Genomic DNA, 23,636 nt, shown 5'->3' with positions numbered 1-23,636 from the left:
AATACAGAAATAGGCAAAACGCTAAACCTCCTAATTCAAATTACCGCAAGTTTACTTGCAACAGTGTCAGAACTGATATTTTAATGCAAAACTGAATGCCCAGTCTGTATTGTAAATATTAAGCTACACAAGAAACGTTTCGTTTTTCAACGCAATACGGTCTTTTCCGTCTCTTCGTCTGCATACGTGCACATCTTGTAGCTTTACTTCAATTCTGTCGCAAATTTTTATTCGTGAATTAATTAGTATAGATTTTGTTATACCAAATTAAATCCCGACCTTTGCAGTCCGTTTTACGTTCCCAGTTGGGGTTTTGTCGTAACTCGTTCATTTACAATCAATTATTTAACGTTTTATTCTAATAAAATGTCTGGAATTATCGGAAAGAAAATCGGTATGACCAGCCTCTACAACGCTGACGGTTCTGCTGTCGCTTGTACGCTGATTGAAGCCGGTCCTTGTGTAGTAACGCAAGTAAAAACAGTAGAAAAAGAAGGTTATAGTGCTATTCAATTAGGCTATGGCGAGAAAAAAGAGAAGCACACAACGCAACCTCTTTTAGGTCACTTCAAAAAAGCAGGAACTACTCCAAAGAAAAAACTCGTTGAGTTTAGATCTTTCGAAAATGAGCTTTCACTTGGTGAAGTTATCTCAGCAGAATTGTTCGTAGAAGGTGACTTCGTAGATGCAATTGGTACTTCAAAAGGTAAAGGTTTCCAAGGGGTTGTTAAACGCCACGGTTTTGCAGGGGTTGGAGGTCAAACTCACGGTCAGCACAACAGAGGTCGTCACCCAGGTTCAATTGGAGCTTGTTCATTCCCATCTCGTGTATTCAAAGGTATTCGCATGGCAGGTCGTACAGGTGGTAACCGTGTAAAAGTTCAAAACTTACAAGTATTGAAAGTTTATGCAGAGAAAAACCTAATCGTAGTGTCGGGTTCAATCCCAGGAGCGAAAAACTCTTACGTTATTCTTGAAAAATAGATTTGAAAATTTGAAAGATATAAATCAACTCTTTATAGTGATTTGAAATATCAGTAGTTATCAATTTTCAAATTTTCAATTTTCAAATTTTCAAATTAGACAAATGGAATTATCAGTTTTAAACATACAAGGCAAAGAAACAGGCAAAAAGGTAACTCTTTCTGACGAAATCTTTGGCATCGAGCCAAACGAACACGTAGTTTGGTTAGACGTGAAGCAATTCTTGGCAAACCAACGTCAAGGAACTCACAGAGCGAAACCAAGAGCAGAAGTTTCTCGCTCTACTCGCAAGATTAAAAAACAAAAAGGTACAGGTGGTGCTCGTGCTGGTTCAGCAAAATCTCCATTGATGAAAGGTGGTGGACGTATTTTTGGTCCAGTTCCAAGAGATTACTCTTTCAAAGTAAACAAGAAAGTGAAATCATTGGCTCGCCAATCAGCTTATGCAGCTAAAGTACAGTCAGGTTCAGTAACAGTATTAGAAGGATTCTCTTTCGATGCTCCAAAAACTAAATCTTACTTAGCATTGTTGAACGCATTGTCTTTAAACGATACTAAGACATTGTTAATCTTGCCAGAAGAAGATCAAAATGTTTATTTGTCAGGTCGTAATCTTCCAAAAACGAAAATTGCTTCAACAGGACAAGTTAACACTTATGACTTAGTTAACGCAACAAAATTGCTTATCGTAGAAGGAGCAATTTCAAAAATCGAATCATCTTTTAGTAATTAGTTATTGGTTAATTGCGAATAGCAATAACGGATAATAAATAACGAAAATAAGAAAATGAGCATTATCAAAAGACCAATTCTTACTGAGAAATCTCAGGACTTACAGAAAGGCGGTCAGTACGTTTTCGAAGTAGCAAACAAGACTAACAAAATCGAGATTGCTAAAGAAATCAAGAAAATGTACGGTGTTGAAGTTACGGCTGTAAACACACTTCGCCAATTTGGTAAGAAGAAATCAAGAAGTACTAGAACTAAAGTTACTTCTGGTATTACTTCGACATTCAAAAAAGCAATCGTTACTATCGCTAAAGGTGAAGTAATCGATTTCTATGACGGAATTTAAATTATAATTTGAATTAAGCTAATTTGAAAATTTGGAATTCGATTTCATCTTCAAGTTATCAAATCTTCAAATTACTTAACTATGGGAGTTCATCCCGATAAATTGAACAAAGCACAGAAATGGCAGCTACTAGAAAATTAAAACCAACAAGCCCGGGCTCACGCCACAGGATTGCTGCGACTTTCGAGGAAATAACAGCCTCAAAGCCGTACAAGCCTTTGTTAGCCCCAGTAAAAAGAACAGGTGGTCGTAATGCAGATGGACACCGTGCCATGCGTTATATCGGTGGGGGTCACAAACGTCGTTATCGTTTAGTTGATTTCTTCCGTAACAAATTCGATGTTGAAGCAACAGTTTTAACAGTTGAATACGATCCAAACCGTACAGCTCGTATCGCTCTTATCGAATATGTCGATGGCGAAAAAGCATACATCATCGCTCCAGCAGGAATCGTTGTTGGACAGAAAGTAATCTCAAGTGCTACAGCAGCACCAGAAGTAGGTAACACTATTCCATTAGCAAATATCCCAACAGGTACAATTGTTCACGCAATTGAACTTCGTCCAGGTGGTGGTGCTGAAATGGCTCGTTCTGCAGGTACTTATGCACAATTGTTAGCTCGTGATAGCAAATATGCTACGTTAAAATTGCCTTCAGGTGAGATGCGTATGGTATTGTCAAGATGTTTAGCAACAGTAGGTTCGGTATCTAACAGTGATCACATGAATACCGTAATGGGTAAAGCAGGTCGTCATCGTTGGTTAGGTCGCCGTCCAAGAGTTCGTGGTGTAGTGATGAACCCAGTCGATCACCCAATGGGTGGTGGTGAGGGTCGCTCATCAGGAGGTCACCCTCGTTCACGTAAAGGTTTATTAGCGAAAGGTAAGAAAACTCGTACGCCGAAGAAACAATCAAATCGTCTAATCATCAGTAGAAAGAAAAAATAGGTAGATGGCACGTTCATTAAAAAAAGGACCTTATATTGACTACCGCCTTGACAACAAGGTGCAAGTCATGACCGAATCAGGAAAAAAGTCAGTTATTAAGACTTGGTCACGTCGTTCGATGATTTCACCTGATTTCGTTGGGCACACTTTCGCAGTGCATAATGGAAACAAATTTATTCCAGTATTTGTGACAGAGAATATGGTAGGTCATAAATTGGGTGAATTTGCTCCAACACGCAACTTCCGAGGTCACACGGCAAAAAAAGATAAAGGCAAACGTTAAAATTATGAATAATGAGTTATGGATTACTTAATATCAATTCATAATTCAAAATTCAAAATTCATAATTCAAAAAAATGGAAGCAGTAGCTAAGTTAAATAATGTTCCGACTTCACCTCAGAAAATGAGAATCGTGGTAGACATGATTAGAGGTCAGAAAGTAAATAAGGCTCTCGGTATTTTGAAATACGAGCCTAAGGTTGGCGCAAGACATGTAGAGAAATTGTTACTCTCGGCTATCGCTAACTGGCAAAATAAAAATGAGGATGTAAAGTTAGAAGATGCTGACTTATACGTTAAAACCGTTACAGTAGATGGCGGTAGCTCATTAAAGCGTTTGCGTCCAGCTCCACAAGGTCGTGGTCATAGAATCTTGAAACGTTCTAACCACATTACACTTGTAGTTGCTTCAGCAACCGCACCAACAATAATCACAGAATAATTAGAGAAAAAATCTAAATATCAAAAAATGGGACAGAAAATAAACCCCGTTGGTTTTAGACTTGGTATCGTCAGAGGTTGGGATTCTAACTGGTATGGTGGTAAGAGTTTTGCCGATAAATTAGTTGAAGACGATAAAATTCGTAAATATGTTGCCGCACGTATTCCAAAGGGTGCAATCTCTAAGGTAATCATTGAGCGTACTTTAAAGCGAATTACTTTGACTATCAATACTGCTCGTCCGGGCGTTGTAATTGGTAAAGGTGGTCAAGAAGTTGATAAAATCAAGGAAGAATTAAAGAAAATCACAGGCAAAGATGTTCAAATCAACATTTTTGAAATCAAACGTCCTGAGATTGATGCTAAATTAATTGGTGAGGCTATCGCACAACAATTAGAAGCTCGTATTTCATTCCGTCGTGCTATGAAGCAAGCTATCGCATCAGCAATGCGTGTAGGTGCTCAAGGTATCAAATTGAAGCTTTCAGGTCGTTTAGGAGGTGCTGAAATGGCACGTTCTGAAGGATACAAAGAAGGTCGTATTCCTTTGCACACACTTCGTGCAGATATCGATTATGCAATTTCTGAAGCATTAACTGTTTACGGAAAAATCGGTATCAAAGTATGGATTTTCCGTGGTGAAGTTTATGGTAAGCGTGATTTATCTCCAAATGCTGGAATGGCTGCTCAACAAGCTGCTGGTGGAGCGGATGCTCGTGGAGGTAATAACCGTGGTGGACGTGGCGAAGATGGCGATCGTAAAGGTCGTGGTGGACGTGACAACCGTGGCGGTGCTGGTGGTCGTGACGATGCACAACGTCGTAATAACAACAATAACAACCGTGGTGGCGGAGCTAACAAACCTGGCGGAAATCGTCCTGGCGGTGGCAACAAACCAGCGGGTGGTAAGAGATAATTCGTAAATTCTCGTCAGTGGTCAGTAGTAAATATAAGAGAAGAGTGTTTTTAACAACTCATTTTCTTAATTCTTGAAACCACCGACCCATAGACTTAATAAGAAAATGTTACAACCAAAAAGAACCAAGTTCCGTAAGCAACAAAAAGGTAGGATTAAAGGAAACGCTACTCGTGGTCATGAACTTGATTTCGGTACGTTCGCTATCAAAGCTTTGGAACCAGGACGCATCACTGCTCGTCAGATTGAAGCGGCTCGTATTTCAGTAACTCGTGCCATGAAACGTGAAGGTCAAGTTTGGATTCGTGTATTCCCTGACAAACCTATTACGAAGAAACCAGCAGAGGTACGTATGGGTAAAGGTAAGGGTGCTCCAGAATACTGGGTGGCACGTATCAAGCCAGGAACAATTTTGTTTGAATCGGCTGGTGTACCTTTAGAATTGGCACAAGAGGCGCTTCGTTTAGCAGCTCAAAAATTGCCACTTCGTACTTCATTCGTAGTGCGTAGAGATTATCAAGAAGCACAGTAATTTGAAAATTTGGTTAGTTATGATTTGATGGCTTTCCAAAGTTTGTCAAATCAATTAATTAATATTCAGATTATAATATTTCATAATCAAAGTCATGAAAAACGCAGAAATCAAAAAATTAAGCGCAGAAGAATTAGTAAGTACTTTAGCCTCTGAAAAAGAGGCTTTAGCTCGCCTAAAGTTTGCTCACGCTATTTCTCCAATTGAAAATCCATTACGTATCCGTGAGGCTCGTAAAGTTATCGCTCGATTGGAAACTGCTATCTCAGCAGCGAAATAAATCGAATTACTGAAAAGTAATTATAACAGACCTCATCAACATAACGCTTGAGGTCAATCGTGTAACAACAATTAAAAAATCCAACGATGGAAGAATTAAAAAGAAATCTGAGAAAAATCAGAGTAGGGCGTGTAGTGAGCGACAAGATGGATAAATCAATCACTGTAGCCGTAGAAAGAAAAGTAAAACATCCACTTTATGGTAAGTTTATGAAAAAAACTTCAAAGTTGATGGCTCATGATGAGAACAATGAATGTGGTATTGGTGATACAGTGAAAGTGATGGAAACTCGTCCACTTTCAAAAAATAAACGTTGGAGATTAGTTGAAGTTATCGAGAAAGCGAAATAATTTCCTTCCCAACAATCAATATTATTAAGAAGTTAAATTTTTCGTTAAAATCAGTATTCCAATCATAAAATGGTACAGCAAGAATCAAGACTCGGCGTAGCAGATAACTCAGGAGCTAAAGAAGTTCTAGTTATCCGTGTGTTGGGCGGTACAGGAAAAAGATACGCTTCAATTGGTGATAAAATTGTAGTGACTGTTAAATCAGCACTTTCATCATCAAATATGAAGAAAGGTACGGTTTCTAAAGCCGTAGTAGTAAGAACTAAAAAAGAGATTCGTCGTAAAGACGGTTCATATATTCGTTTCGAGGATAACGCAGCCGTTTTGTTGAATGCCAACGACGAGCCACGTGGTACTCGTATTTTCGGGCCAGTAGCACGTGAATTACGTGATGCAGGTTTCATGAAAATCGTTTCATTAGCCCCAGAGGTGCTTTAATCATAATTCGTATCATGGAAAGAAAGTTTAATAAGCAGCCAAAACTGCACATCAAATCTGGTGATACAGTTATCGTTATCGCTGGAAACTCAAAAGGTAAGACAGGCGTAATCAAAAAAGTATTGGTTGATAAGAACCGTGCAATTGTTGAAGGTGTGAATCTTCAAACAAAACACGTAAAACCAAATGCTAATACTCCGCAAGGTGGTATTGAGAAACGTGAAGGTTCTATTCACATTTCAAATTTGGCAATCGCTGAAAATGGTAAGCCAGTTCGTACTGGTCGTAAATTGAACGAAGAAGGAAAGTTGCAGAGATTTTCGAAAGCAACAGGAAAATTCATTTAATTAAATCTCAAATAAATAGTTATGGTATATAATCAATAACTATTCAAATTGAAAAAGTGGGTCGGAAATCCACATAAATTTTCATAAAATGACAACTACAAGACTGAAAGATAAGTATGTAAATGAAATCGTTCCTGCTTTAAAGGAGAAATTTCAATACAAATCAGTAATGCAAGTTCCAAAAGTTACTAAAGTTGTAATCAACAAAGGTATTGGTGCTGCTGTGGCTGACAAGAAATTGATTGATACGGGTGTTGAAGAAATCACTCTTATCGCTGGACAGAAAGCTGTTGCAACAATTTCTAAGAAAGCAATTTCGAACTTCAAATTACGTGAAAACATGCCAATTGGTGTTAAAGTAACGTTGAGAGGACAAAAAATGTACGAATTTCTTGACCGTTTGATGACTGTATCACTTCCACGTGTACGTGACTTCAAAGGAGTATCGGACAAAGGATTCGATGGTCGTGGTAACTATACATTAGGTGTTAAAGAACAAATTATCTTCCCTGAAATTTCTATTGATAAAGTAAATAAAATTTCTGGTATGGATATCACTTTTGTAACTACCGCAAAAACTGACGAAGAAGCGAACGCATTGTTATCAGCAATGGGAATGCCTTTCTCAAATCAGAAGAAGTAATTGATTCAAGTTATCTGTGAACTGTTATTATTGATATTATTTTCTAAATAACATTTACCGATAACGGATACAGATAACCGATAACAAATAAAGATTCTCAACACAAATGGCAAAAGAATCAGTAAAAGCAAGAGAAAGAAAAAAAGAAGCAACAGTTGCTAAGTATGCCGCAAAGCGTGCAGCCTTAAAAGCAGCTGGAGATTATTTAGGACTTGATAAGTTACCTAAAAATGCTTCACCAGTTCGTTTACACAACCGTTGTAAGCTTACAGGACGCCCAAGAGGTTATATGCGTAAGTTCGGTATTAACCGTGTTACTTTCCGCCAAATGGCTTCTGATGGGTTGATTCCAGGGGTAACTAAATCAAGCTGGTAATATCAAACGACTTCAGATAATTGATAATTAAGTAATTAGATTTATTTTAATTATCAATTAACTTGTCTTCTTAATTTTTATTCCGTAATTTTGCGAGCCTTTTCAGGAAGGGTTCGTTTCAAATATCGAAAACAATGACAGATCCAATAGCAGATTACTTAACACGATTGAGAAATGCCATCAAGGCACGCCATAGAATCGTTGAAATCCCTGCTTCTAACATCAAAAAGGAAATCACTAAGGTGCTTTTTGATAAAGGATATATTCAAAACTATAAATTTGACGATACAACTGTTCAGGGTACCATCAAAGTTGCTTTGAAGTATAACCCGGTTACTAAGCAGTCGGCAATCGTTAAATTAGAAAGAATTTCTAAGCCAGGTTTACGTAAATACAAAGGTGCAACTGAGTTGCCACGTGTATTGAATGGTTTAGGTATTGCAATTCTTTCGACATCAAAAGGGGTTATCACCGACAAAGAAGCTCGTGTGTTAAACGTAGGTGGTGAAGTACTTTGCCACGTTTATTAATATTTCTTAACGCTGAAAGAAGCTTCAATTTAATCTTTTGATTTTGTTGACTTCCATTTAAGCAAAACAATTAACAATTATGTCAAGAATTGGTAATAAAATCATTACGTTGCCAGCGGGAGTTGTTGTAACGATTGATAAAAATCATGTATCGGTTAAAGGTCCTAAAGGAACTTTGGAGCGTACAATTGATCCAGATATTATCGTTGAAGTAGAAGGTGTTGAACTTGCAGTTAAACGTCCTACTGAACAAAAACGTCACAAAGCTCTTCATGGTTTGTATCGTTCTTTAATCAATAACATGGTTATTGGTGTAAGTGAAGGATATAAATCTCAGATGGAAATTGTTGGGGTTGGTTACAAAGCATCTAATCAAGGAAATATTCTTGAGTTAAGTTTAGGATATTCTCACGCTGTATTTGTTCAAATTCCTAGCGAATTGAAAGTGACAACTGCAATGGAGAAAGGTCAAAACCCTAAAGTAACTTTAGAAGGAATTGATAAAGAATTAATTGGCCAAGTTTCAGCGAAAATTCGTTCATTACGTAAAATTGAGCCTTACAAAGGTAAAGGTATTCGTTTTGTTGGTGAGCAAATTCGTAGAAAAGCTGGTAAAACTGGTGGTAAAAAATAATCATAATTTGAAGATATTTGAATATTTGAGAGTTTTGTTTGATTTTCAAATATTCAAATTATTAAGTTTTCAAATTGAAATCGTGGGTCGGTAATCCACAAAACATACAAATATTACAATGGCTACGCAAAAAGATTCAAGAAGATTACGCATAAAACGATCAATAAGAGCAAAGGTTTCTGGTACAGCTACCAAGCCAAGATTATCTGTGTTTCGTTCAAACACAGGTGTGTATGCACAAATTATTGATGACGTTCAAGGACATACATTAGCAGCAGTTTCTACAAAGGAACTAGGCTTAGCTAATGGTAACGTCGATAATGCTAAACAAGTAGGAGTAAAAATCGCAGAGAAGGCATTAGCGGCTGGTATTTTAGCGGTTGTTTTCGATCGTAACGGATACTTGTATCATGGTCGTGTAAAAGCAATTGCTGATGGTGCAAGAGAAGGTGGTCTTAAATTCTAATTAGTTAATTTGACAGTATTTTATATATTTTCAAATTCACAAATTTTCAAATTCAGAAAAAATGTCGCAATTAATATCAAAGCCAATAAAGGTTAACGAAGGCGAATTAAAAGAAAAAGTTGTTGCTATCAATCGTGTAGCGAAAGTAGTAAAAGGTGGACGTCGTTTCAGCTTCTCTGCAATCGTTGTAGTTGGTGACGGAAAAGGTATCGTAGGTTTCGGATTAGGAAAAGCTAATGAAGTAACTGATGCTATCGCTAAAGGTATTGAGGATGCAAAGAAAAACGTATTCCAAGTAGCTTTATTGAAAAATTCTGTTCCACACGAACAAATTGGTAAATTCTCAGGTGGTTTCGTATTGTTGAAGCCTGCAGCTCCGGGTACTGGAGTAATCGCTGGTGGTGCAATGCGTGCTGTATTAGAATCTGCTGGTGTGCATGACGTATTAGCTAAATCTAAAGGTTCTTCAAACCCACACAACGTGGTAAAAGCAACAGTTGATGCTCTTGTGAAAATGAGAAATCCACATACAGTTGCTTTCCAAAGAAGCGTTTCCTTAGCAAAAGTATTCAACGGATAAGATAAGAGATATGAAATCTGAATTATGAGATATGAAGTCAATAATAATTCACAATTCATAATTCAGAATTCACAATTCAAATAAGCCATGTCAAAGGTAAAAATTACACAAGTAAAGAGTACAATCAGACGTCCACAAGTTCAAAAACGTACTATGCAAGCACTAGGCTTGGGTAAGATGAACAAAAGCGTTGAAGTAGAGGTGAATCCTGCAATCCAAGGTATGATTCGTGCTGTTCAACACATGATTGTAGTTGAAACTATCTAATATTACTGAGTTAAGCTCATTAATATAAGCGAGTTGCTCCACAGGGGAGTAGCGTTTAGCAAACATTTAACAAAAAATACAATGAATCTTTCTTCATTAAAGCCTGCTGAAGGCTCAACAAAAGTTAGAAAAAGAGTTGGTCGTGGTGCTGGTTCTGGTTTAGGTGGAACTTCTGCTCGTGGTCACAAAGGTGCAAAGTCTCGTTCAGGTTATTCTCGTAAAGCTGGTTTTGAAGGTGGTCAAATGCCTTTGCAACGTAGAGTTCCTAAGTTCGGATTTAAAAATATCAATCGTGTAGAATACAAGGCTATTAACCTTGATACTTTACAAGCTTTAGCTGATGCTATTGGCGTAACAGTAATCAATCATGATGTGCTTTACAATAATGGATTAGTTTCTAAAAATGATTTAGTGAAAATCTTGTCACGTGGTGCGGTAACTTCTGCATTAGAAGTAACAGTAAAAGGTTTTTCTGAATCTGCCAAAACTGCTATCGAAGCAGCAGGAGGTAAAGCAATTGTGGGGTAGTTTGAAATTATGAAAATTTGATACTGAAAATCTTTTTTATATTTTTGTAGGTATTCATTTTTCAAAATCCCGATTTTCAAATTAATTAGATAGGCAACAGAAATATTTGAGTAATCGTGTAAAAACTGGCAACAGATTTGTGATTAAAGAAAAAGTTGAACAATTTCAGTTTTCATTCATTATTTGACGATTATTTAAACAGATAGCATGAACAAGTTTATTAACACTATCAAAAACATTTTCTCAATAGAGGAGCTAAGAGGTAGAATCCTTAACACTCTGTTGTTTATCACCTTTTTTCGCTTAGGTTCTTATATTGTTTTACCAGGTATTGATGCTGCAAAATTAGAACAAAAAGGAGAAGGCGGTTTATTAGGATTATTGAATATGTTTTCGGGTGGAGCATTTAACAATGCTTCTATATTTGCGTTAGGTATCATGCCTTACATCTCTGCTTCTATCGCTATTCAATTGTTAACAATTGCATTGCCATATTTTCAGAAGATGCAAAAGGATGGAGAATCAGGAAGAAAAAAGTTAAATCAAATTACTAGAGTTTTAACTATTTTTGTTACTGCTGCTCAAGCAACTGCTTATTTACAAACAACAATCCCTGCTGATGCCATTATCGTAAGTGCGTGGTCTTTCCGTTTATTTGCTGTGATTATCTTGATTGCTGGAACAATGTTCTGTATGTGGTTAGGAGAGAAAATTACTGATAAAGGTGTTGGTAACGGTATTTCAATGCTAATTATGATTGGTATTGTATCTCGTTTCCCAGGCTCAATCATCGGTGAAGCTCAGTCTCGTGGTATGTCAGGTGCTTTATTATTTGTAATAGAAATTGTAGCGCTTTTCTTCGTTGTAATGGGTGCTGTAATGGTTACTCAAGCAGTTAGAAGAATCCCTGTTCAATATGCTAAACAAGTAGTTGGTAACAGAACTTCATCAGTAGGAGGTGAACGTCAGTATATTCCTTTAAAACTTAATTCTGCTGGTGTAATGCCAATCATCTTTGCACAAGCTTTAATGTTTGTTCCGGGATTATTAGCAGGTTCTTTTGCAGAAAAAAGTGAATTTGCTCAATCAATTGCTCAAAAATTTAGTGATTTCACTTCATTAGAATACAATTTGTTATTTGCTTTCTTGATTATCGTATTTACATTTTTCTATACGGCAATTTCAATTAATCCAACACAAATTTCTGATGATATGAAAAGAGGTGGTGGTTTTGTTCCAGGTGTTAAACCAGGTGAAGCAACATCTACTTTCATCGCTGATATTTTAGATAGAATTACACTACCAGGAGCTTTTATGTTAGCATTAATCGCTATCCTTCCAGCTTTAGCAAGTTTATTCGGAATTACTCGTGGTTTTGCATCTTTCTTTGGAGGAACTTCTTTACTTATCTTAGTTGGTGTAGTGCTAGATACTTTACAACAAATAGAAAGTTACTTATTGATGCGTAAATATGAAGGATTGATGCAATCAGGTAGAGTAAAAGGTAGAACAGAGGCGGTTGCTCAGTAATAATTTTAGGATTTTAAATTCCTAAGCGCAATAAGAATGATTTATTTAAAAACAAATAGCGATTTAGAAGTAATTAGAGCAAATGGTATTATACTTGGTCAAACTCATGCAGAGGTTGCCAAAATGATAAAACCAGGTGTGACGACTAAAGAGTTAGATAAAGTAGCTTACGAGTTTATTAAAGATAACAATAGTATTCCTTCGTTTCTTAATTATAATGTAAGCGGAAACAAGTTCCCAGCATCTTTATGTATTTCTGTAAATGATGTAGTTGTTCATGGAATTCCTAATAATTATCAGTTAAAAGACGGAGATATTGTTTCAATTGATTGTGGTGTATTCAAAAATGGTTTTCACGCTGATAGTGCTTATACTTATGCTATCGGGAATGTAAATGAAGAAACTCTTCGTTTATTGAAAACTACAAAAGAATCATTGTATGAAGGCATTGAACAAGCAGTACTAGGAAAAAGAATTGGTGATATTGGTTTTGCTATTCAAACTTACAGTGAAAAATTAGGTTTTACGATTGTAAGAGAATTAGTTGGACATGGAGTAGGTAAATCTCTCCATGAAAAGCCAGAAGTAGCAAATTACGGTAGAAGAGGCGATGGTGCAAAGCTAAAGGAGAACATGGTTATTGCCATTGAACCAATGGTAAATCAAGGAAAGAAAGCTATTCATCAAGAAAATGATGGCTGGACTATCAGAACTCAAGATAGAAAGCCTTCTGCCCATTTTGAACACACAGTAGCAATTAAAAAAGACAAAGCAGATATATTAACTACTTTTAAATTTATAGAAGAAGTAATCGCTAAGTCAGAGTACATCGTTAATATTTGAAATTTTCAAATTGAATTTATGGCAAAACAATCATCAATAGAAGTAGATGGAATTATCATTGAGGCTCTTTCAAATGCTATGTTTAGAGTAGAGTTAGAAAATACCCATCAAGTGATTGCCCATATTTCTGGTAAGATGCGAATGAATTACATCAAAATCTTACCTGGTGATAAGGTGAAGTTAGAAATGTCTCCTTATGACTTAAGTAAAGCAAGAATTGTGTATCGTTACAAGTAAAATAGGCAGTTGGCAATTGATAGTTTATTCAAACTTTAGCGATGCTTTTGCAAAACTGTAATTAATAGAAACATTAATTAAATACTACAATGAAAGTTAAAGCGTCTATCAAGAAGCGTAGTGCTGAATGTAAAGTAATCCGTCGTCACGGAAAACTTTATGTTATTAACAAAAAAAATCCAAAGTTCAAACAAAGACAAGGATGATTATTAACATGGGGTAGTTGAGAAACTTCCTTCATTTAAAATCTAAAAAGCTAAAAAAGTATGGCTCGTATTGCAGGGGTTGATATTCCCGACAAAAAAAGAGGCGAAATTGCTCTGACTTACATCTTCGGAATAGGTCGTAGCACTGCTCAGAAAATTTTAACACAAGCTAATATTTCTTTCGACAAAAAAGCTGGCGAATGGAACGATGATGAGGCAAGTGCAATTCGTGCGATTATCGCTGGAGAATTCAAGACTGAAGGTCAACTTCGTTCTGAAATCCAGTTGAACATCAAGCGTTTGATGGACATCGGTTGTTACCGTGGTCTTCGTCACCGTAAAGGCCTTCCATTACGTGGTCAGAGAACTAAGAACAACTCTCGTACTCGTAAAGGTAAGCGTAAGACTATTGCGAACAAGAAAAAAGCTACTAAGTAAAAATTAGGCTGAGTTTAAGGATATAATATTCTTAATTCGTCGAGTTCTAAGATGAGAAGGTTGCTCTTCGGAGAATGTACGAACTCAAAACTGGAATTGAAAAACAAATCTAACAATGGCACAGGCTAAAAGAAAAGACAAAGCAAAGAAGAGAGTTGTTGTAGTTGAACAGCATGGTCAAGTACACATCAAAGCTTCTTTTAATAACATCATTATTTCTATTACTAACAGTCAAGGACAAGTGATCTCTTGGGCTTCTGCTGGTAAAATGGGCTTCAAAGGTTCTAAGAAAAACACTCCTTATGCTGCACAAACAGCCGCAACAAACTGCGCTGCCGTAGCTGTAGAAGCTGGAATGAAAAAAGCTGATGTTTTTGTGAAAGGACCAGGTTCAGGTCGTGAATCAGCAATTAGAACTATTTCTAACGCTGGTATCGAAGTAATCTCTATCAAAGATATTACTCCACTTCCTCACAACGGATGTCGTCCTCCAAAACGTCGTAGAGTTTAATCTTCTTAAAAATTTACTGGAAACGTTAATTAGTAATTATTAACGTTTTCTTTTATTTATCCTAATTACTTCATCGAACAAAAGAGGTTTGATGACTTATTAATTTTAGAAATGGCAAGATATACAGGTCCAAAATCAAAAATTGCTCGTCGTTTTGGTGAGCCAATCTTAGGTCCAAGTAAAGCGTTAGCTCGCAAAAACTATGGTCCAGGTCAGCACGGTAAAGGTAAACGTGGTAAAGTTTCAGAATATGCTTTGCAATTAAAAGAAAAGCAAAAAGTGAAATATACTTACGGTATCCTTGAAAAGCAATTTGAAAACTTATACCACAAAGCGGCTGTAAGAGAAGGTATCAAAGGTGAAAACCTTTTGAAACTTTGTGAAGCTCGTCTTGATAACACTGTTTATCGTTTAGGAATTGCTCCTACTCGTCGTGCAGCTCGTCAGTTGGTTATTCATAAGCATATTCTTATTGACGGTGAAATTGTAAACATTCCATCGTATTCTCTTAAGCCAGGACAATTAGTAAGTGTACGTGAGAAATCTAAATCATTAGAGGTAGTTTCTAACTCACTTGCTGGAAAAGCTGGAAAACGTTTCAACTGGTTAGAATGGGATACTCCTACAATGACTGGTAAATTCGTTTCTTATCCAGAACGTTCTGATATTCCAGAGAACTTCAATGAGCAAGCAATCGTTGAACTTTATTCTAAGTAATCATATATTTTGACAGAGTAAATGGTCAAAAATATTCTGACAATTTAATTGAAAACTTTGTGACTTAGATTTTACATATTTGTTTGTAAAATCTAAGTTTGTTTGATTTTGTGTTTATTCAATATTAGATGTACAATAATTAATATTGTTTATTCTAAGGGACTTAAATTTTCTGTAAACTTGTAATATAGATGATTTCTTCTGAAATGTCAAGATTTTATCGAAAAAATAGTAACCCTAAATGCTAAAATTACAGAGTTAATTCGTAAATTGCGAATTGATTACTCTATTCTTACACATTCCAAGGTAAATTACGCTACGAAATATGTCAATATTAGCATTCCAAATGCCCGATAAAGTTGTCATGGAAAAAGCTGACGACTTTCACGGGTTATTTGAGTTTAAGCCACTCGAAAAAGGCTATGGCGTTACAATCGGTAATGCACTTCGTAGAATCTTGTTGTCTTCATTAGAAGGCTACGCTATTACAAGCGTAAAGGTTGGCGGAGTTTTGCACGAATTTTCAGCCATTGAAGGAGTAATTGAGGATATGACTGAAATTATTTTGAATTTGAAGAAAGTTCGATTCAAAAAAAGTCAGGAAATCCTTGAGAATAAAATCAATGTTAGAGTGAAAGGTCAAAGCACTCTAAAAGCAGGCGATATTGCTAAGTTTACAAATTATTTTGACATCTTAAATCCAGATTTAGTTATCTGTAATTTAGATGAGTCAAAAGAATTTGAGATGGAGATTATCGTTGAAAAAGGTCGTGGATATGTTCCTTCAGACGAAACTAGAAACTCAGAACCTCCTTTTGGACACATTCCGATTGATGCAATCTTTACGCCAATCAAAAATGTGAAATTCAGCATCGAAAATACTCGTGTTGAACAAAAGACGGATTATGAGAAATTAGTTTTGGATATTGAAACTGACGGATCAATTCACCCTGAAGACGCATTGAAAGGTGCAGCTTATATCTTGATTCAACACTTTATGTTGTTCTCTGACCAAACTATGACTTTCGAGTCTATGAAGGCAGAGGAAGATAACGTGGTAGATGAAGAAATGCTTCACATGAGAAAATTATTGAAGACTGCTTTAGCAGATTTAGACTTGTCAGTTCGTGCTTACAACTGTCTAAAATCAGCTGATGTTAGAACTTTAGGAGACTTAGCTAGATTAGAAATTTCTGACATGATGAAATTCCGTAACTTCGGTAAGAAATCATTGACTGAATTAGAACAACTAATCGAAGAAAAAGGACTTCACTTCGGTATGGATGTTGCTCGTTATCGTTTAGACGAGGATTAATATCCAATACTTACTTAGTAATTAGAAAATTTTAGTGTTTGCTACAATGTAGTAAGCACTAAAATTTTAATTTTTAATAGTAGTAATAGGTGAGTTGATGTGAATTAACTTAACCGCAATGATAGCTTCTTTCCGCTGGGAATTAAGTGATTCATTTTAAACTTACGAACAACACAATGAGACACGGTAAAAAATTCAACCATTTAGGTAGAACTGCTCCTCACAGAGCCGCTATGTTATCGAACATGGCATCTTCTTTGATTCTTCACAAAAGAATCGAAACTACAGCTGCTAAAGCTAAAGAATTAAGAAAATACATCGAGCCTTTGATTACTAAATCAAAAGACGATAGCACTAACAACCGTCGTGTAGTATTCTCTTATTTACAAAACAAAGAGTCTGTTAAAGAACTTTTTGGTATTGTTTCTGAAAAAGTTGCTAACCGTCCAGGTGGTTACACTAGAATTATCAAATTGGCGAATCGTCTTGGTGATAATGCTGAAATGTGCTTAATGGAATTAGTTGACTTCAACGAAACTTTATTAGCAGCTACAGCTGAGAAAGCAGTGAAAACTCGTCGTGGTCGTCGTTCTGGAGCTAAGAAAACTGAAGATACTATCGAAGCTGCACCAGTAGCTGAGGTTCCTTCGGCTGAAGTAGTAGAAGATGAAACTCCTGCTGCTGAAACTTCGGAAGAAAAAACTGAAGAATAATCTAATTTAGATTTTTCTATTTTTCAAAAGGGCTTTGACTTTGGTCGAAGTCCTTTTGTTATTTTTGGTCGATTGTAAATTTACACTACTTATATCAATAGACATCCGTAATTTTGTAATATGAAATCATCCATTACAATACTTGTTATGCTTATGTTGTTTGTTTCTTGTAAAGAGGAATCTACAATTAAGATTCATAAATACTATGATTTGAAAACTGCGATTACTAATCAAATCAGTGTGCTTGATAAAAGGAAACCTACTTTTTCTAAAACTGTTTGGAGTGAGAAAGTTCCTGAAACAAAGAATGTAAAGATTGAAGACTGGTCTAAAGAGTTTGAATTATTCTTACAAACAGATTTAAACAAGCCTGCTTATTTGAATAGCTATGAAATCAATCAGTCTGACTCTTCGATTGTTTATCAGCTAAAAAAATCTGAAAACTTACCAGTAAAAGACATCAAAATTCTACTGAAAAATAATCAGATGACTGCAATGGAAGCAACGATTGCTAATCAGAATTATCTTTATGAAACTGATAAGCATGTTAAAATGACTTTAGCAGATAATGTTGTGAATTATTATTTAATAGAAGGTACACAGAAATTAGTTTTTGGAGATAAAAAAGCATTTAAGATTGAAGCGAAATTAATAAAATGATAAAAAGGTTTTTCAAGAAAATAGCTTTGTTGTCTTTCCTAATTATCATTAGTTTGTATGCTTTGGCTTTTGTGGTTGATAATGGTTTAAGGAAATCTAGGAATGAGTATTTTGCTGCTTGGAATGATTTATTCGATGCTAAAATCAATGCTGATTTACTCATTTTAGGTTCATCAAGAGCTGAGTTTCATATTTCCCCTAAAATTATTGACAGTACTCTTCATCTTAATTCTTATAATTTGGGTATGTCTGCTTGGCATTTTGATATGCAATTGGCTCGTTTTAAATTATACTTAGCGCATAATAAAAAACCCGATTATATTATCCACAATGTTGATGTATATGGTTTTGCCAAAAGAGCAGATGTAGTGAATCCTGAACAATTTTTACCTTTTATCAACGAACCCATTTTGTTAGCAACTACTCGTGGGCATAAAGGTGAGTTTGATATTTATCAACAAAATATTCCTTTGTTGAAGTATAAGAATCAACAATCTTTGGCTTGGGAAGGCATTTGTAATTTTGTACACCTTACTGCTTTGTATGATACTACTTCAAAATACAAAGGTTACAAAGGCAATGTTTATGAATGGAACCAAGATTTTGAGCGTTTTAAAAAGCGTTATCCAAAAGGAGTAAAGTATTCTTTTAACAATGAAATTAAAAAACAGTTTGAAGAATATCTCGCTTTTTGTGAACAGCAAAATATTAAAGTTGTGCTTTTGTATGCGCCAGAATATTATGAAGTTCAACCTTTCTATAAAAACAAAGCTACAATGATTGAAATGTGTAAAAATGCTTCAAAACGGTATCATTGTTACTTTTTAGATTATTCAAACGATTCACTTTGTTATCAAAGAAAGTATTTCTACAATTCTCAACATTTGAATAAACGTGGCGCTGAGATTTTCTCTCAGAAATTAGCATTAGATGTAAAGCGTTTACTTCATCTTTAATAAAAATCAACCTATGGTTTCTTTGATGCTATGTTTATACAAAACATCATGCTCGATTGAAATCCTTTATCAATTTCCATTAAGTTTATCCATAAATTTGTATTCTAAGATTCAAGAAATAATGACTATCAATACTGATTACCATCGCCCAATTATGCTTCAAGAATGTCTTGATGGACTTAATATTCGTCCAGATGGCGTTTATGTAGATGTTACTTTTGGTGGCGGTGGTCATTCAAGAGCTATTTTAGCACAATTAGGAGAGAAAGGTAAGTTATATGGTTTTGACCAAGACCCCGATGCTAAAGTAAATGCTCAGGCTTTCAATGACCCACGTTTTACTTTTATTGAAGCTAATTTCAGAAACATTAAAAAATATTTGCGTTTATATGGCGTAAAGAAAGTAGATGGTATTTTAGCCGATTTTGGTATTTCGTCGCATCAAATTGATGAACCAACTCGTGGATTTTCGACACGCTTTGAAGGAGATTTAGATATGCGTATGAATCAAAAGGCAGATGTTTCGGCATATACTATTGTCAATGAATATTCTGAAGCACAATTACATAAAATTCTGGGTATGTATGGCGAAATCAAGAATGCCCGAACTTTAGCAAATGCTATTCATAGTGCAAGATTGAATGCACCCATCAAAACAACGGGAGAATTGAAGGCTATTTTAGAAAAATATGCTCCAAAGTTCAAAGAGTTCAAGTACTTTGCACAGGTTTTTCAAGCCATTAGGATTGAAGTAAATCAAGAATTGGAAGTGATTGAAGAGTTTTTAGAACAAATTCCTGATTTGTTGAAAGATGATGAAAGTAGATTATGTATCATGACTTTCCATTCGCTTGAAGATAGATTGGTGAAGAATTATATCAAAGCTGGAAACTTCAAAGGAGAGCCTGATAAGGATATTATTTATGGAACTGTGACTAAGCCTTTGATGGCAATCAATAAAAAGCCAATAGAAGCTTCTCCTGAAGAATTATCTATCAATGGAAGAAGTAGAAGTGCTAAACTTAGAATTGCAGCTTTGTCTGAAAAATAAAAAGAAATAACTATGGCAAAAAATGTTTCACGTGCACCTAAAGTTAGTCAGCCAAGTAATAGACCTAGCAAGGGTATTTTTGCTTTTTTTGATAAGATTTTTAACATGGATAGAATATTGGGTGGCGAATTTCCTGCCAGCCAATTACGCTATGTATTGTGGGTTTCGGCATTGATTGTGATTTACATCGTTTCATCACTGAATGCCGAAAGTTTGATACATAAAATAGACAAAGCGAAATTTGCTTTAGAAGAGAAAAGAGCAGATTATACTACTCAAAAAGCTGATTTTATGAAAGCAGGAAAGCAGTCTGAAATCATTAAAAAGGTAGAATCAATGGGTTTGGAAGAAAACAAAGTGCCACCAACCAAAATTGTGGTAGAAGAATAAGATAAACCGCTAATGTTTATATCTTAATACTGTTGATTAATTTACTGAAATTGCTTGGGTCTATACCAATGTAATTTGCTAAGTATTTATGTGGCACAATTTGTAAAATGTGTGGACTTCTTCGTAATAATTGCTGAAACTTTTCTTCCGACGAAAAGCATTGTAGTTCTACTAATCTCTCTAATATACCAGAAAAAGCTCCCGTTAATCCTTTTCGTAATAAAACTTCTATAGATGGTTTGTTGGTCAACAATTCCTCTATTTGAGAATATGAAGCCCGCAAAAAAATAGATGGACTTAGCGTTTCATAATAGTATTTTGAAGGTTTTTGATTCATCATTGAATCCAACACTCCACCGAAATTTGCTTGATAAGAGAATACCAAAGTCGCTTCACGATGATACTCATCCAAATAATACAATCTTTGTAAGCCCTCCAATACAAAATATAAATACTTTTCCACACTCCCTGCTTGTGTTAACACTTCCTTTCTTTTTGCAGTATAGGGTTTAAACAAAGCATAGAAAGCCTCAAAGTCTTCTTCTGATAACGGATGAATATGATTGACTGTTTGTTGTAGTAAAAGCTTTTGGGAAGTCATAATTTTGAGTTTATAAACTTCCCAAAGGTATAAAGATTAAGAATGTTTTTAATGTACTGATTACCTTGTTTTTGATAACTTCAAAAGCAATAGTTTATAAATTACTTTTAAATCAAGATTTATCAAAATACTATTTAATAACATAACGAATGCCTAAACCATAAGAGAAAGAAATATCAGGGCTAAAATTATATTTAAATTCTTGAGAATTGTTATATACTCTTATATAAGAAGCACCAAAGTCGGAAGGGTAATATTCAGAAGACTCATATTTATTTCATAAATAGCCTATTGTAGCTACATTTACTTGTAATAATTGTGCTGTAATTAACCATTGTTGATTGATAGGATATATTAAACCTCCATTTCCAGATAAATTTAAGTTTATCCCTTTTTTATCACTTGTACTTGTTTCATTTTTATAATAATTAATACTTCCCATCACTCGCCCGTAAATAGTAAGCTTACCTAAAAGTGTTTTGTAATACTCTTGTCCTTTGCTTAACCCGATAGTAAATGCTTTTATATCATTAGTACTACTAGTTTGATACGGAGCAGTATGTTTAAAAGCCACTAAAAGAGAAAATATATTAGCACTATTTTTTGTTTTATACTTTCCCCAATCTACACTTGCTGAAAACTGCTTTGCTCTGTCTGCATTATTGCCAAATGATTGATTAATATTGGCTGTACCTTGAAAAAATTGCCTATCAGCCTTAACCTGAGCTCTTAAAGATATACTTGTCCCTACTATTATAGCAAGTATTAATATTGAATTAATGATTGATTTCATTGAAGTAAAGGTTTAAAATGATTTGCCAAAGGCTATTGATATTGTATTGATAGTCATAATACTACTTATATCAACTTTTGCAGAAGTTTTGTCATTAACTGTTAAACTTTGCAAGTTGATATTTGCTAATGAAGCTTGTCCGTTAACAAATATTTTTTTATTGATAAAATAACGAATACCTAGATTTGCATTTGCGGCAATATGAATATCATGTGCTGGCGATATCCCTTTTCCATTATTAAAGCTAAATCCTATTTTTCCTAACACTTCTCCATAAATCGCTAAAGATTTACTAATAGGGATAAACTTATCTATAAAATATCCTCCATTAAAAGCATGGGTATAATTTGTTTCAGTTAAGTTAAAGTTAGAATAACTGTTTGTAGACTTTTGGGAACTAGTAAATTGATTAAAGATGATATTGTAAGAGACCAGCCAGCCTTTTGCTTTATTATTTGCACTAAAAGAACCATTTTTATAAGCTATTGTAATGGTGTGATTCTTTATCTGAAAGTCTTTGTCAAAATAAGAGCCAGCAGTATATTTTCTGTCTCCTAAGCTACTATTTAAATAAATAGAGCCAGTGAATGTTCCTTCTGCAAGCCAAAACCTTGAACCTTTATTGTATTGTGCTGTGGAGAGATGATTAATCATTACTAATAGAATGATTAAGGAGAATATTAGTTTTTTCTTCATGTGTTGAGGTAATAAAAGAGTACATCTTTCTATTCCCTAAACAGCATGAATAGTTACAGTTTAATAACAGTAGTATTTATTTTTATGACTTAGTTTTTATCGTAATAGATTAGATTTAATATTTTTATTTTAAAAAATGAGTTGTTCTAAAAAACTTCTTTTATGATAAACAACATTCAATGGCTTTAGTATTCTTTCTTCAAACTTTTCCTTTTCTTTCTGCGATTCTTTAAAATCATAATCATGATTAATATCTTTCCAGTTTCCCAAATAAATACCTTGATTGATTGCTTTAAAAAATACTTTACTTTTAGTCTTATATGCTATATCAGGTTCAACTGAAATTATAATAATTTGATTTTCAGGCTTATAATAAAAATAGATAATGGATTCCTCATTGTTTCCTTTTAAATAAAAATCTTCAGCTGCTGATTCCTCTGGAACATTATAATTGGAATGTATCTTTTTGAAAAATAACATCTTTTGAATCAATAATGTACTGTTCATCTCAACATCATAAACTTCTGCATTTACATTAGTTCCTGGGGCAAACATCTTTCCTAATTTGATAAAACAAAAGATAAAAAGAAACATGACACAGATGATTTTGGCTATTTTAATCTTCATTTTATAAGATGGTTTGAAATTTTTGTCAATACTTTAGGCTATAGTTTAAGAAGATTGAGAAATCTATTTTTTAACAATGGTTAAGTTTTTCAAAAGATGAAAATATGTATTTTTTCATTCTGATGGAATTTTTCCTATAAGCGAAGAAAATTTTCGTGTAAGAAACAGAGCATTTCTTATAAGCGAATATATTTTTCCTATAAATGATAAAGCATTTCTGGTTTACGGAGAAGTTTTTCTAGTAAGAAAAAAAACATTTCTGGTTTACGAGGGAGTTTTTCTTGTAAGAAATAGAGTATTTCTAGTTTACAGAGAAGTTTTTCTAGTAAGAAATGGAGCATTTCTAGTTTACGAAAAAGTTTTTCTTGTAAGAAAAAAAGCATTTCTAGTTTACGGAGAAGTTTTTCTAGTAAGAAATATAGCATTTCTAGTTTACGAAGAAGTTTTTCTTGTAAGAAAAAAAGCATTTCTGGTTTATGAAGAAGTTTTTCTTGTAAGAAAAAAAGTATTTCTGGTTTACGGAGAAGTTTTTCTTGTAAGAAAAAAAGCATTTCTGGTTTACGAAGAAGTTTTTCTAGTAAGAAAAAAAGCATTTCTAGTTTACGGAGAAGTCTTTCTTGTAAGAAATAAAACAATGCTAGTTTACAGAAAACCTTCGCTGATAAGAAAAATAGCTAAAAAAGATGCTAAAGGACAGTTTCAGAATATTTCTGTTTTCTAATAATAGCTTTTAAACA

The 23,636-nt window shown here is 34.6% G+C and carries 38 protein-coding genes; 33 read left to right on the top strand and 5 right to left on the bottom strand.

Annotated elements, in window-relative coordinates; translation table 11 throughout:
• Window positions 1-366: 366 nt before the first annotated feature.
• The 33 genes from rplC (at window position 367) to ABID42_RS01315 (ending at window position 20,182) form a co-directional block, all read left to right on the top strand.
• A complete protein-coding gene (gene rplC, locus ABID42_RS01475) occupies window positions 367-984 on the top strand; it encodes a 50S ribosomal protein L3 (RefSeq protein WP_323257074.1) in 618 nt (205 codons plus the stop codon).
• A 103-nt stretch (window positions 985-1,087) separates the two neighbouring features.
• Complete coding sequence (gene rplD / locus ABID42_RS01470) at window positions 1,088-1,717, top strand: 50S ribosomal protein L4 (protein ID WP_323257071.1); 630 nt, start codon at window positions 1,088-1,090, stop codon at window positions 1,715-1,717.
• A gap of 54 nt (window positions 1,718-1,771) precedes the next feature.
• Window positions 1,772-2,059, top strand: a complete 288-nt coding sequence (gene rplW, locus ABID42_RS01465) for a 50S ribosomal protein L23 (protein WP_323257068.1) — start codon at window positions 1,772-1,774, stop codon at window positions 2,057-2,059.
• A 119-nt stretch (window positions 2,060-2,178) separates the two neighbouring features.
• Window positions 2,179-3,006, top strand: coding sequence for a 50S ribosomal protein L2 (rplB, locus tag ABID42_RS01460; protein ID WP_323257066.1), 828 nt, complete (start codon window positions 2,179-2,181; stop codon window positions 3,004-3,006).
• 4 nt (window positions 3,007-3,010) lie between these two features.
• A complete protein-coding gene (rpsS, locus tag ABID42_RS01455; protein ID WP_184128536.1) occupies window positions 3,011-3,289 on the top strand; it encodes a 30S ribosomal protein S19 in 279 nt (92 codons plus the stop codon).
• Window positions 3,290-3,363: 74 nt separating this feature from the next.
• Complete coding sequence (rplV, locus tag ABID42_RS01450) at window positions 3,364-3,729, top strand: 50S ribosomal protein L22 (RefSeq protein WP_184128552.1); 366 nt, start codon at window positions 3,364-3,366, stop codon at window positions 3,727-3,729.
• A 27-nt stretch (window positions 3,730-3,756) separates the two neighbouring features.
• Entirely contained in the window at window positions 3,757-4,644 is an 888-nt protein-coding gene (gene rpsC, locus ABID42_RS01445; protein WP_323257064.1) for a 30S ribosomal protein S3, read from the top strand.
• A 106-nt stretch (window positions 4,645-4,750) separates the two neighbouring features.
• Complete coding sequence (gene rplP / locus ABID42_RS01440) at window positions 4,751-5,176, top strand: 50S ribosomal protein L16 (RefSeq protein WP_184128559.1); 426 nt, start codon at window positions 4,751-4,753, stop codon at window positions 5,174-5,176.
• Between the two features lie 94 nt (window positions 5,177-5,270).
• The gene (rpmC, locus tag ABID42_RS01435; RefSeq protein WP_323257062.1) at window positions 5,271-5,456 is read left to right on the top strand and encodes a 50S ribosomal protein L29; all 186 of its coding nucleotides are present in this window, start codon (window positions 5,271-5,273) and stop codon (window positions 5,454-5,456) included.
• A gap of 86 nt (window positions 5,457-5,542) precedes the next feature.
• The gene (gene rpsQ / locus ABID42_RS01430; protein WP_184128565.1) at window positions 5,543-5,806 is read left to right on the top strand and encodes a 30S ribosomal protein S17; all 264 of its coding nucleotides are present in this window, start codon (window positions 5,543-5,545) and stop codon (window positions 5,804-5,806) included.
• A 69-nt stretch (window positions 5,807-5,875) separates the two neighbouring features.
• Window positions 5,876-6,244: a 50S ribosomal protein L14 gene (rplN, locus tag ABID42_RS01425; RefSeq protein ID WP_309913324.1), complete on the top strand. Its 369-nt coding sequence runs from the start codon at window positions 5,876-5,878 to the stop codon at window positions 6,242-6,244.
• A 14-nt stretch (window positions 6,245-6,258) separates the two neighbouring features.
• Window positions 6,259-6,591: a 50S ribosomal protein L24 gene (gene rplX, locus ABID42_RS01420; RefSeq protein ID WP_323257060.1), complete on the top strand. Its 333-nt coding sequence runs from the start codon at window positions 6,259-6,261 to the stop codon at window positions 6,589-6,591.
• An 88-nt stretch (window positions 6,592-6,679) separates the two neighbouring features.
• Window positions 6,680-7,234 (top strand): 50S ribosomal protein L5, encoded by a 555-nt coding sequence (gene rplE, locus ABID42_RS01415; protein ID WP_323257058.1) that lies wholly within the window; start codon window positions 6,680-6,682, stop codon window positions 7,232-7,234.
• 106 nt (window positions 7,235-7,340) lie between these two features.
• Window positions 7,341-7,610: a 30S ribosomal protein S14 gene (rpsN, locus tag ABID42_RS01410; RefSeq protein WP_109741979.1), complete on the top strand. Its 270-nt coding sequence runs from the start codon at window positions 7,341-7,343 to the stop codon at window positions 7,608-7,610.
• Window positions 7,611-7,744: 134 nt separating this feature from the next.
• Entirely contained in the window at window positions 7,745-8,140 is a 396-nt protein-coding gene (gene rpsH, locus ABID42_RS01405; RefSeq protein ID WP_184128579.1) for a 30S ribosomal protein S8, read from the top strand.
• A 79-nt stretch (window positions 8,141-8,219) separates the two neighbouring features.
• Window positions 8,220-8,774, top strand: a complete 555-nt coding sequence (rplF, locus tag ABID42_RS01400; RefSeq protein WP_367282138.1) for a 50S ribosomal protein L6 — start codon at window positions 8,220-8,222, stop codon at window positions 8,772-8,774.
• Between the two features lie 118 nt (window positions 8,775-8,892).
• Window positions 8,893-9,240 (top strand): 50S ribosomal protein L18, encoded by a 348-nt coding sequence (gene rplR, locus ABID42_RS01395; protein WP_184128585.1) that lies wholly within the window; start codon window positions 8,893-8,895, stop codon window positions 9,238-9,240.
• Between the two features lie 61 nt (window positions 9,241-9,301).
• The gene (gene rpsE, locus ABID42_RS01390) at window positions 9,302-9,820 is read left to right on the top strand and encodes a 30S ribosomal protein S5 (protein ID WP_309913337.1); all 519 of its coding nucleotides are present in this window, start codon (window positions 9,302-9,304) and stop codon (window positions 9,818-9,820) included.
• A gap of 87 nt (window positions 9,821-9,907) precedes the next feature.
• A complete protein-coding gene (gene rpmD / locus ABID42_RS01385) occupies window positions 9,908-10,087 on the top strand; it encodes a 50S ribosomal protein L30 (protein WP_323257053.1) in 180 nt (59 codons plus the stop codon).
• An 81-nt stretch (window positions 10,088-10,168) separates the two neighbouring features.
• Entirely contained in the window at window positions 10,169-10,615 is a 447-nt protein-coding gene (gene rplO, locus ABID42_RS01380) for a 50S ribosomal protein L15 (protein WP_323257051.1), read from the top strand.
• Between the two features lie 207 nt (window positions 10,616-10,822).
• A complete protein-coding gene (gene secY, locus ABID42_RS01375; RefSeq protein WP_323257049.1) occupies window positions 10,823-12,145 on the top strand; it encodes a preprotein translocase subunit SecY in 1,323 nt (440 codons plus the stop codon).
• Window positions 12,146-12,181: 36 nt separating this feature from the next.
• On the top strand, window positions 12,182-12,988 hold the full coding sequence (gene map / locus ABID42_RS01370; protein WP_323257047.1) for a type I methionyl aminopeptidase: 807 nt from the start codon (window positions 12,182-12,184) through the stop codon (window positions 12,986-12,988).
• A gap of 18 nt (window positions 12,989-13,006) precedes the next feature.
• Window positions 13,007-13,225, top strand: coding sequence for a translation initiation factor IF-1 (gene infA / locus ABID42_RS01365; RefSeq protein ID WP_095160735.1), 219 nt, complete (start codon window positions 13,007-13,009; stop codon window positions 13,223-13,225).
• Between the two features lie 89 nt (window positions 13,226-13,314).
• A complete protein-coding gene (rpmJ, locus tag ABID42_RS01360; protein WP_109324399.1) occupies window positions 13,315-13,431 on the top strand; it encodes a 50S ribosomal protein L36 in 117 nt (38 codons plus the stop codon).
• A 60-nt stretch (window positions 13,432-13,491) separates the two neighbouring features.
• Complete coding sequence (rpsM, locus tag ABID42_RS01355; protein WP_323257045.1) at window positions 13,492-13,869, top strand: 30S ribosomal protein S13; 378 nt, start codon at window positions 13,492-13,494, stop codon at window positions 13,867-13,869.
• Window positions 13,870-13,984: 115 nt separating this feature from the next.
• Window positions 13,985-14,380, top strand: coding sequence for a 30S ribosomal protein S11 (gene rpsK, locus ABID42_RS01350; protein ID WP_184128614.1), 396 nt, complete (start codon window positions 13,985-13,987; stop codon window positions 14,378-14,380).
• Window positions 14,381-14,491: 111 nt separating this feature from the next.
• Complete coding sequence (gene rpsD, locus ABID42_RS01345) at window positions 14,492-15,097, top strand: 30S ribosomal protein S4 (protein WP_309914672.1); 606 nt, start codon at window positions 14,492-14,494, stop codon at window positions 15,095-15,097.
• A 325-nt stretch (window positions 15,098-15,422) separates the two neighbouring features.
• Window positions 15,423-16,412 carry a DNA-directed RNA polymerase subunit alpha gene (locus ABID42_RS01340; RefSeq protein ID WP_309913354.1) on the top strand — a complete coding sequence of 330 codons (990 nt, stop codon included), beginning with the start codon at window positions 15,423-15,425 and terminating at the stop codon, window positions 16,410-16,412.
• Between the two features lie 176 nt (window positions 16,413-16,588).
• Window positions 16,589-17,125, top strand: coding sequence for a 50S ribosomal protein L17 (gene rplQ / locus ABID42_RS01335; RefSeq protein ID WP_323699260.1), 537 nt, complete (start codon window positions 16,589-16,591; stop codon window positions 17,123-17,125).
• A gap of 120 nt (window positions 17,126-17,245) precedes the next feature.
• Window positions 17,246-17,785 (top strand): hypothetical protein, encoded by a 540-nt coding sequence (locus ABID42_RS01330; RefSeq protein WP_367282137.1) that lies wholly within the window; start codon window positions 17,246-17,248, stop codon window positions 17,783-17,785.
• On the top strand, window positions 17,782-18,741 hold the full coding sequence (locus tag ABID42_RS01325; RefSeq protein ID WP_367282136.1) for a hypothetical protein: 960 nt from the start codon (window positions 17,782-17,784) through the stop codon (window positions 18,739-18,741). Before ABID42_RS01330 ends, ABID42_RS01325 begins: the two co-directional genes overlap by 4 nt.
• A 121-nt stretch (window positions 18,742-18,862) precedes the next feature.
• The gene (rsmH, locus tag ABID42_RS01320; protein WP_323257038.1) at window positions 18,863-19,792 is read left to right on the top strand and encodes a 16S rRNA (cytosine(1402)-N(4))-methyltransferase RsmH; all 930 of its coding nucleotides are present in this window, start codon (window positions 18,863-18,865) and stop codon (window positions 19,790-19,792) included.
• 12 nt (window positions 19,793-19,804) lie between these two features.
• Complete coding sequence (locus tag ABID42_RS01315; RefSeq protein WP_323257036.1) at window positions 19,805-20,182, top strand: FtsL-like putative cell division protein; 378 nt, start codon at window positions 19,805-19,807, stop codon at window positions 20,180-20,182.
• A 16-nt stretch (window positions 20,183-20,198) separates the two neighbouring features.
• Here the strand turns inward: ABID42_RS01315 and ABID42_RS01310 are convergent, their stop codons facing one another.
• The 5 genes from ABID42_RS01310 to ABID42_RS01290 all read right to left on the bottom strand — a co-directional run bounded on the left by ABID42_RS01310 (window position 20,199) and on the right by ABID42_RS01290 (window position 23,492).
• Window positions 20,199-20,783: a Crp/Fnr family transcriptional regulator gene (locus tag ABID42_RS01310; RefSeq protein ID WP_367282135.1), complete on the bottom strand. Its 585-nt coding sequence runs from the start codon at window positions 20,781-20,783 to the stop codon at window positions 20,199-20,201.
• A gap of 277 nt (window positions 20,784-21,060) precedes the next feature.
• Window positions 21,061-21,576, bottom strand: coding sequence for a hypothetical protein (locus ABID42_RS01305; RefSeq protein ID WP_367282134.1), 516 nt, complete (start codon window positions 21,574-21,576; stop codon window positions 21,061-21,063).
• A gap of 12 nt (window positions 21,577-21,588) precedes the next feature.
• Window positions 21,589-22,272, bottom strand: a complete 684-nt coding sequence (locus ABID42_RS01300) for a hypothetical protein (protein ID WP_367282133.1) — start codon at window positions 22,270-22,272, stop codon at window positions 21,589-21,591.
• A gap of 129 nt (window positions 22,273-22,401) precedes the next feature.
• Window positions 22,402-22,899, bottom strand: a complete 498-nt coding sequence (locus ABID42_RS01295) for a hypothetical protein (RefSeq protein WP_367282132.1) — start codon at window positions 22,897-22,899, stop codon at window positions 22,402-22,404.
• Between the two features lie 197 nt (window positions 22,900-23,096).
• Entirely contained in the window at window positions 23,097-23,492 is a 396-nt protein-coding gene (locus tag ABID42_RS01290) for a hypothetical protein (RefSeq protein ID WP_367282131.1), read from the bottom strand.
• Window positions 23,493-23,636 lie beyond the last annotated feature (144 nt).

It is taken from the genome of Arcicella rosea (genome assembly GCF_040543805.1).
GTDB classification, from domain to species: Bacteria; Bacteroidota; Bacteroidia; order Cytophagales; family Spirosomataceae; genus Arcicella; species Arcicella rosea.
This window is presented reverse-complemented; position numbering and strand designations above follow the sequence as displayed.

Bases quoted from the DNA above. Each gene is read 5' to 3' on its own strand.
- rplC (WP_323257074.1), top strand. From the start codon at position 367: ATGTCTGGAATTATCGGAAAGAAAATCGGTATGACCAGCCTCTACAAC.
- rplD (WP_323257071.1), top strand. From the start codon at position 1,088: ATGGAATTATCAGTTTTAAACATACAAGGCAAAGAAACAGGCAAAAAG.
- rplW (WP_323257068.1), top strand. From the start codon at position 1,772: ATGAGCATTATCAAAAGACCAATTCTTACTGAGAAATCTCAGGACTTA.
- rplB (WP_323257066.1), top strand. From the start codon at position 2,179: ATGGCAGCTACTAGAAAATTAAAACCAACAAGCCCGGGCTCACGCCAC.
- rpsS (WP_184128536.1), top strand. From the start codon at position 3,011: ATGGCACGTTCATTAAAAAAAGGACCTTATATTGACTACCGCCTTGAC.
- rplV (WP_184128552.1), top strand. From the start codon at position 3,364: ATGGAAGCAGTAGCTAAGTTAAATAATGTTCCGACTTCACCTCAGAAA.
- rpsC (WP_323257064.1), top strand. From the start codon at position 3,757: ATGGGACAGAAAATAAACCCCGTTGGTTTTAGACTTGGTATCGTCAGA.
- rplP (WP_184128559.1), top strand. From the start codon at position 4,751: ATGTTACAACCAAAAAGAACCAAGTTCCGTAAGCAACAAAAAGGTAGG.
- rpmC (WP_323257062.1), top strand. From the start codon at position 5,271: ATGAAAAACGCAGAAATCAAAAAATTAAGCGCAGAAGAATTAGTAAGT.
- rpsQ (WP_184128565.1), top strand. From the start codon at position 5,543: ATGGAAGAATTAAAAAGAAATCTGAGAAAAATCAGAGTAGGGCGTGTA.
- rplN (WP_309913324.1), top strand. From the start codon at position 5,876: ATGGTACAGCAAGAATCAAGACTCGGCGTAGCAGATAACTCAGGAGCT.
- rplX (WP_323257060.1), top strand. From the start codon at position 6,259: ATGGAAAGAAAGTTTAATAAGCAGCCAAAACTGCACATCAAATCTGGT.
- rplE (WP_323257058.1), top strand. From the start codon at position 6,680: ATGACAACTACAAGACTGAAAGATAAGTATGTAAATGAAATCGTTCCT.
- rpsN (WP_109741979.1), top strand. From the start codon at position 7,341: ATGGCAAAAGAATCAGTAAAAGCAAGAGAAAGAAAAAAAGAAGCAACA.
- rpsH (WP_184128579.1), top strand. From the start codon at position 7,745: ATGACAGATCCAATAGCAGATTACTTAACACGATTGAGAAATGCCATC.
- rplF (WP_367282138.1), top strand. From the start codon at position 8,220: ATGTCAAGAATTGGTAATAAAATCATTACGTTGCCAGCGGGAGTTGTT.
- rplR (WP_184128585.1), top strand. From the start codon at position 8,893: ATGGCTACGCAAAAAGATTCAAGAAGATTACGCATAAAACGATCAATA.
- rpsE (WP_309913337.1), top strand. From the start codon at position 9,302: ATGTCGCAATTAATATCAAAGCCAATAAAGGTTAACGAAGGCGAATTA.
- rpmD (WP_323257053.1), top strand. From the start codon at position 9,908: ATGTCAAAGGTAAAAATTACACAAGTAAAGAGTACAATCAGACGTCCA.
- rplO (WP_323257051.1), top strand. From the start codon at position 10,169: ATGAATCTTTCTTCATTAAAGCCTGCTGAAGGCTCAACAAAAGTTAGA.
- secY (WP_323257049.1), top strand. From the start codon at position 10,823: ATGAACAAGTTTATTAACACTATCAAAAACATTTTCTCAATAGAGGAG.
- map (WP_323257047.1), top strand. From the start codon at position 12,182: ATGATTTATTTAAAAACAAATAGCGATTTAGAAGTAATTAGAGCAAAT.
- infA (WP_095160735.1), top strand. From the start codon at position 13,007: ATGGCAAAACAATCATCAATAGAAGTAGATGGAATTATCATTGAGGCT.
- rpmJ (WP_109324399.1), top strand. From the start codon at position 13,315: ATGAAAGTTAAAGCGTCTATCAAGAAGCGTAGTGCTGAATGTAAAGTA.
- rpsM (WP_323257045.1), top strand. From the start codon at position 13,492: ATGGCTCGTATTGCAGGGGTTGATATTCCCGACAAAAAAAGAGGCGAA.
- rpsK (WP_184128614.1), top strand. From the start codon at position 13,985: ATGGCACAGGCTAAAAGAAAAGACAAAGCAAAGAAGAGAGTTGTTGTA.
- rpsD (WP_309914672.1), top strand. From the start codon at position 14,492: ATGGCAAGATATACAGGTCCAAAATCAAAAATTGCTCGTCGTTTTGGT.
- ABID42_RS01340 (WP_309913354.1), top strand. From the start codon at position 15,423: ATGTCAATATTAGCATTCCAAATGCCCGATAAAGTTGTCATGGAAAAA.
- rplQ (WP_323699260.1), top strand. From the start codon at position 16,589: ATGAGACACGGTAAAAAATTCAACCATTTAGGTAGAACTGCTCCTCAC.
- ABID42_RS01330 (WP_367282137.1), top strand. From the start codon at position 17,246: ATGAAATCATCCATTACAATACTTGTTATGCTTATGTTGTTTGTTTCT.
- ABID42_RS01325 (WP_367282136.1), top strand. From the start codon at position 17,782: ATGATAAAAAGGTTTTTCAAGAAAATAGCTTTGTTGTCTTTCCTAATT.
- rsmH (WP_323257038.1), top strand. From the start codon at position 18,863: ATGACTATCAATACTGATTACCATCGCCCAATTATGCTTCAAGAATGT.
- ABID42_RS01315 (WP_323257036.1), top strand. From the start codon at position 19,805: ATGGCAAAAAATGTTTCACGTGCACCTAAAGTTAGTCAGCCAAGTAAT.
- ABID42_RS01310 (WP_367282135.1), bottom strand. From the start codon at position 20,783: ATGACTTCCCAAAAGCTTTTACTACAACAAACAGTCAATCATATTCAT.
- ABID42_RS01305 (WP_367282134.1), bottom strand. From the start codon at position 21,576: ATGAAATCAATCATTAATTCAATATTAATACTTGCTATAATAGTAGGG.
- ABID42_RS01300 (WP_367282133.1), bottom strand. From the start codon at position 22,272: ATGAAGAAAAAACTAATATTCTCCTTAATCATTCTATTAGTAATGATT.
- ABID42_RS01295 (WP_367282132.1), bottom strand. From the start codon at position 22,899: ATGAAGATTAAAATAGCCAAAATCATCTGTGTCATGTTTCTTTTTATC.
- ABID42_RS01290 (WP_367282131.1), bottom strand. From the start codon at position 23,492: ATGCTTTTTTTCTTACTAGAAAAACTTCTTCGTAAACCAGAAATGCTT.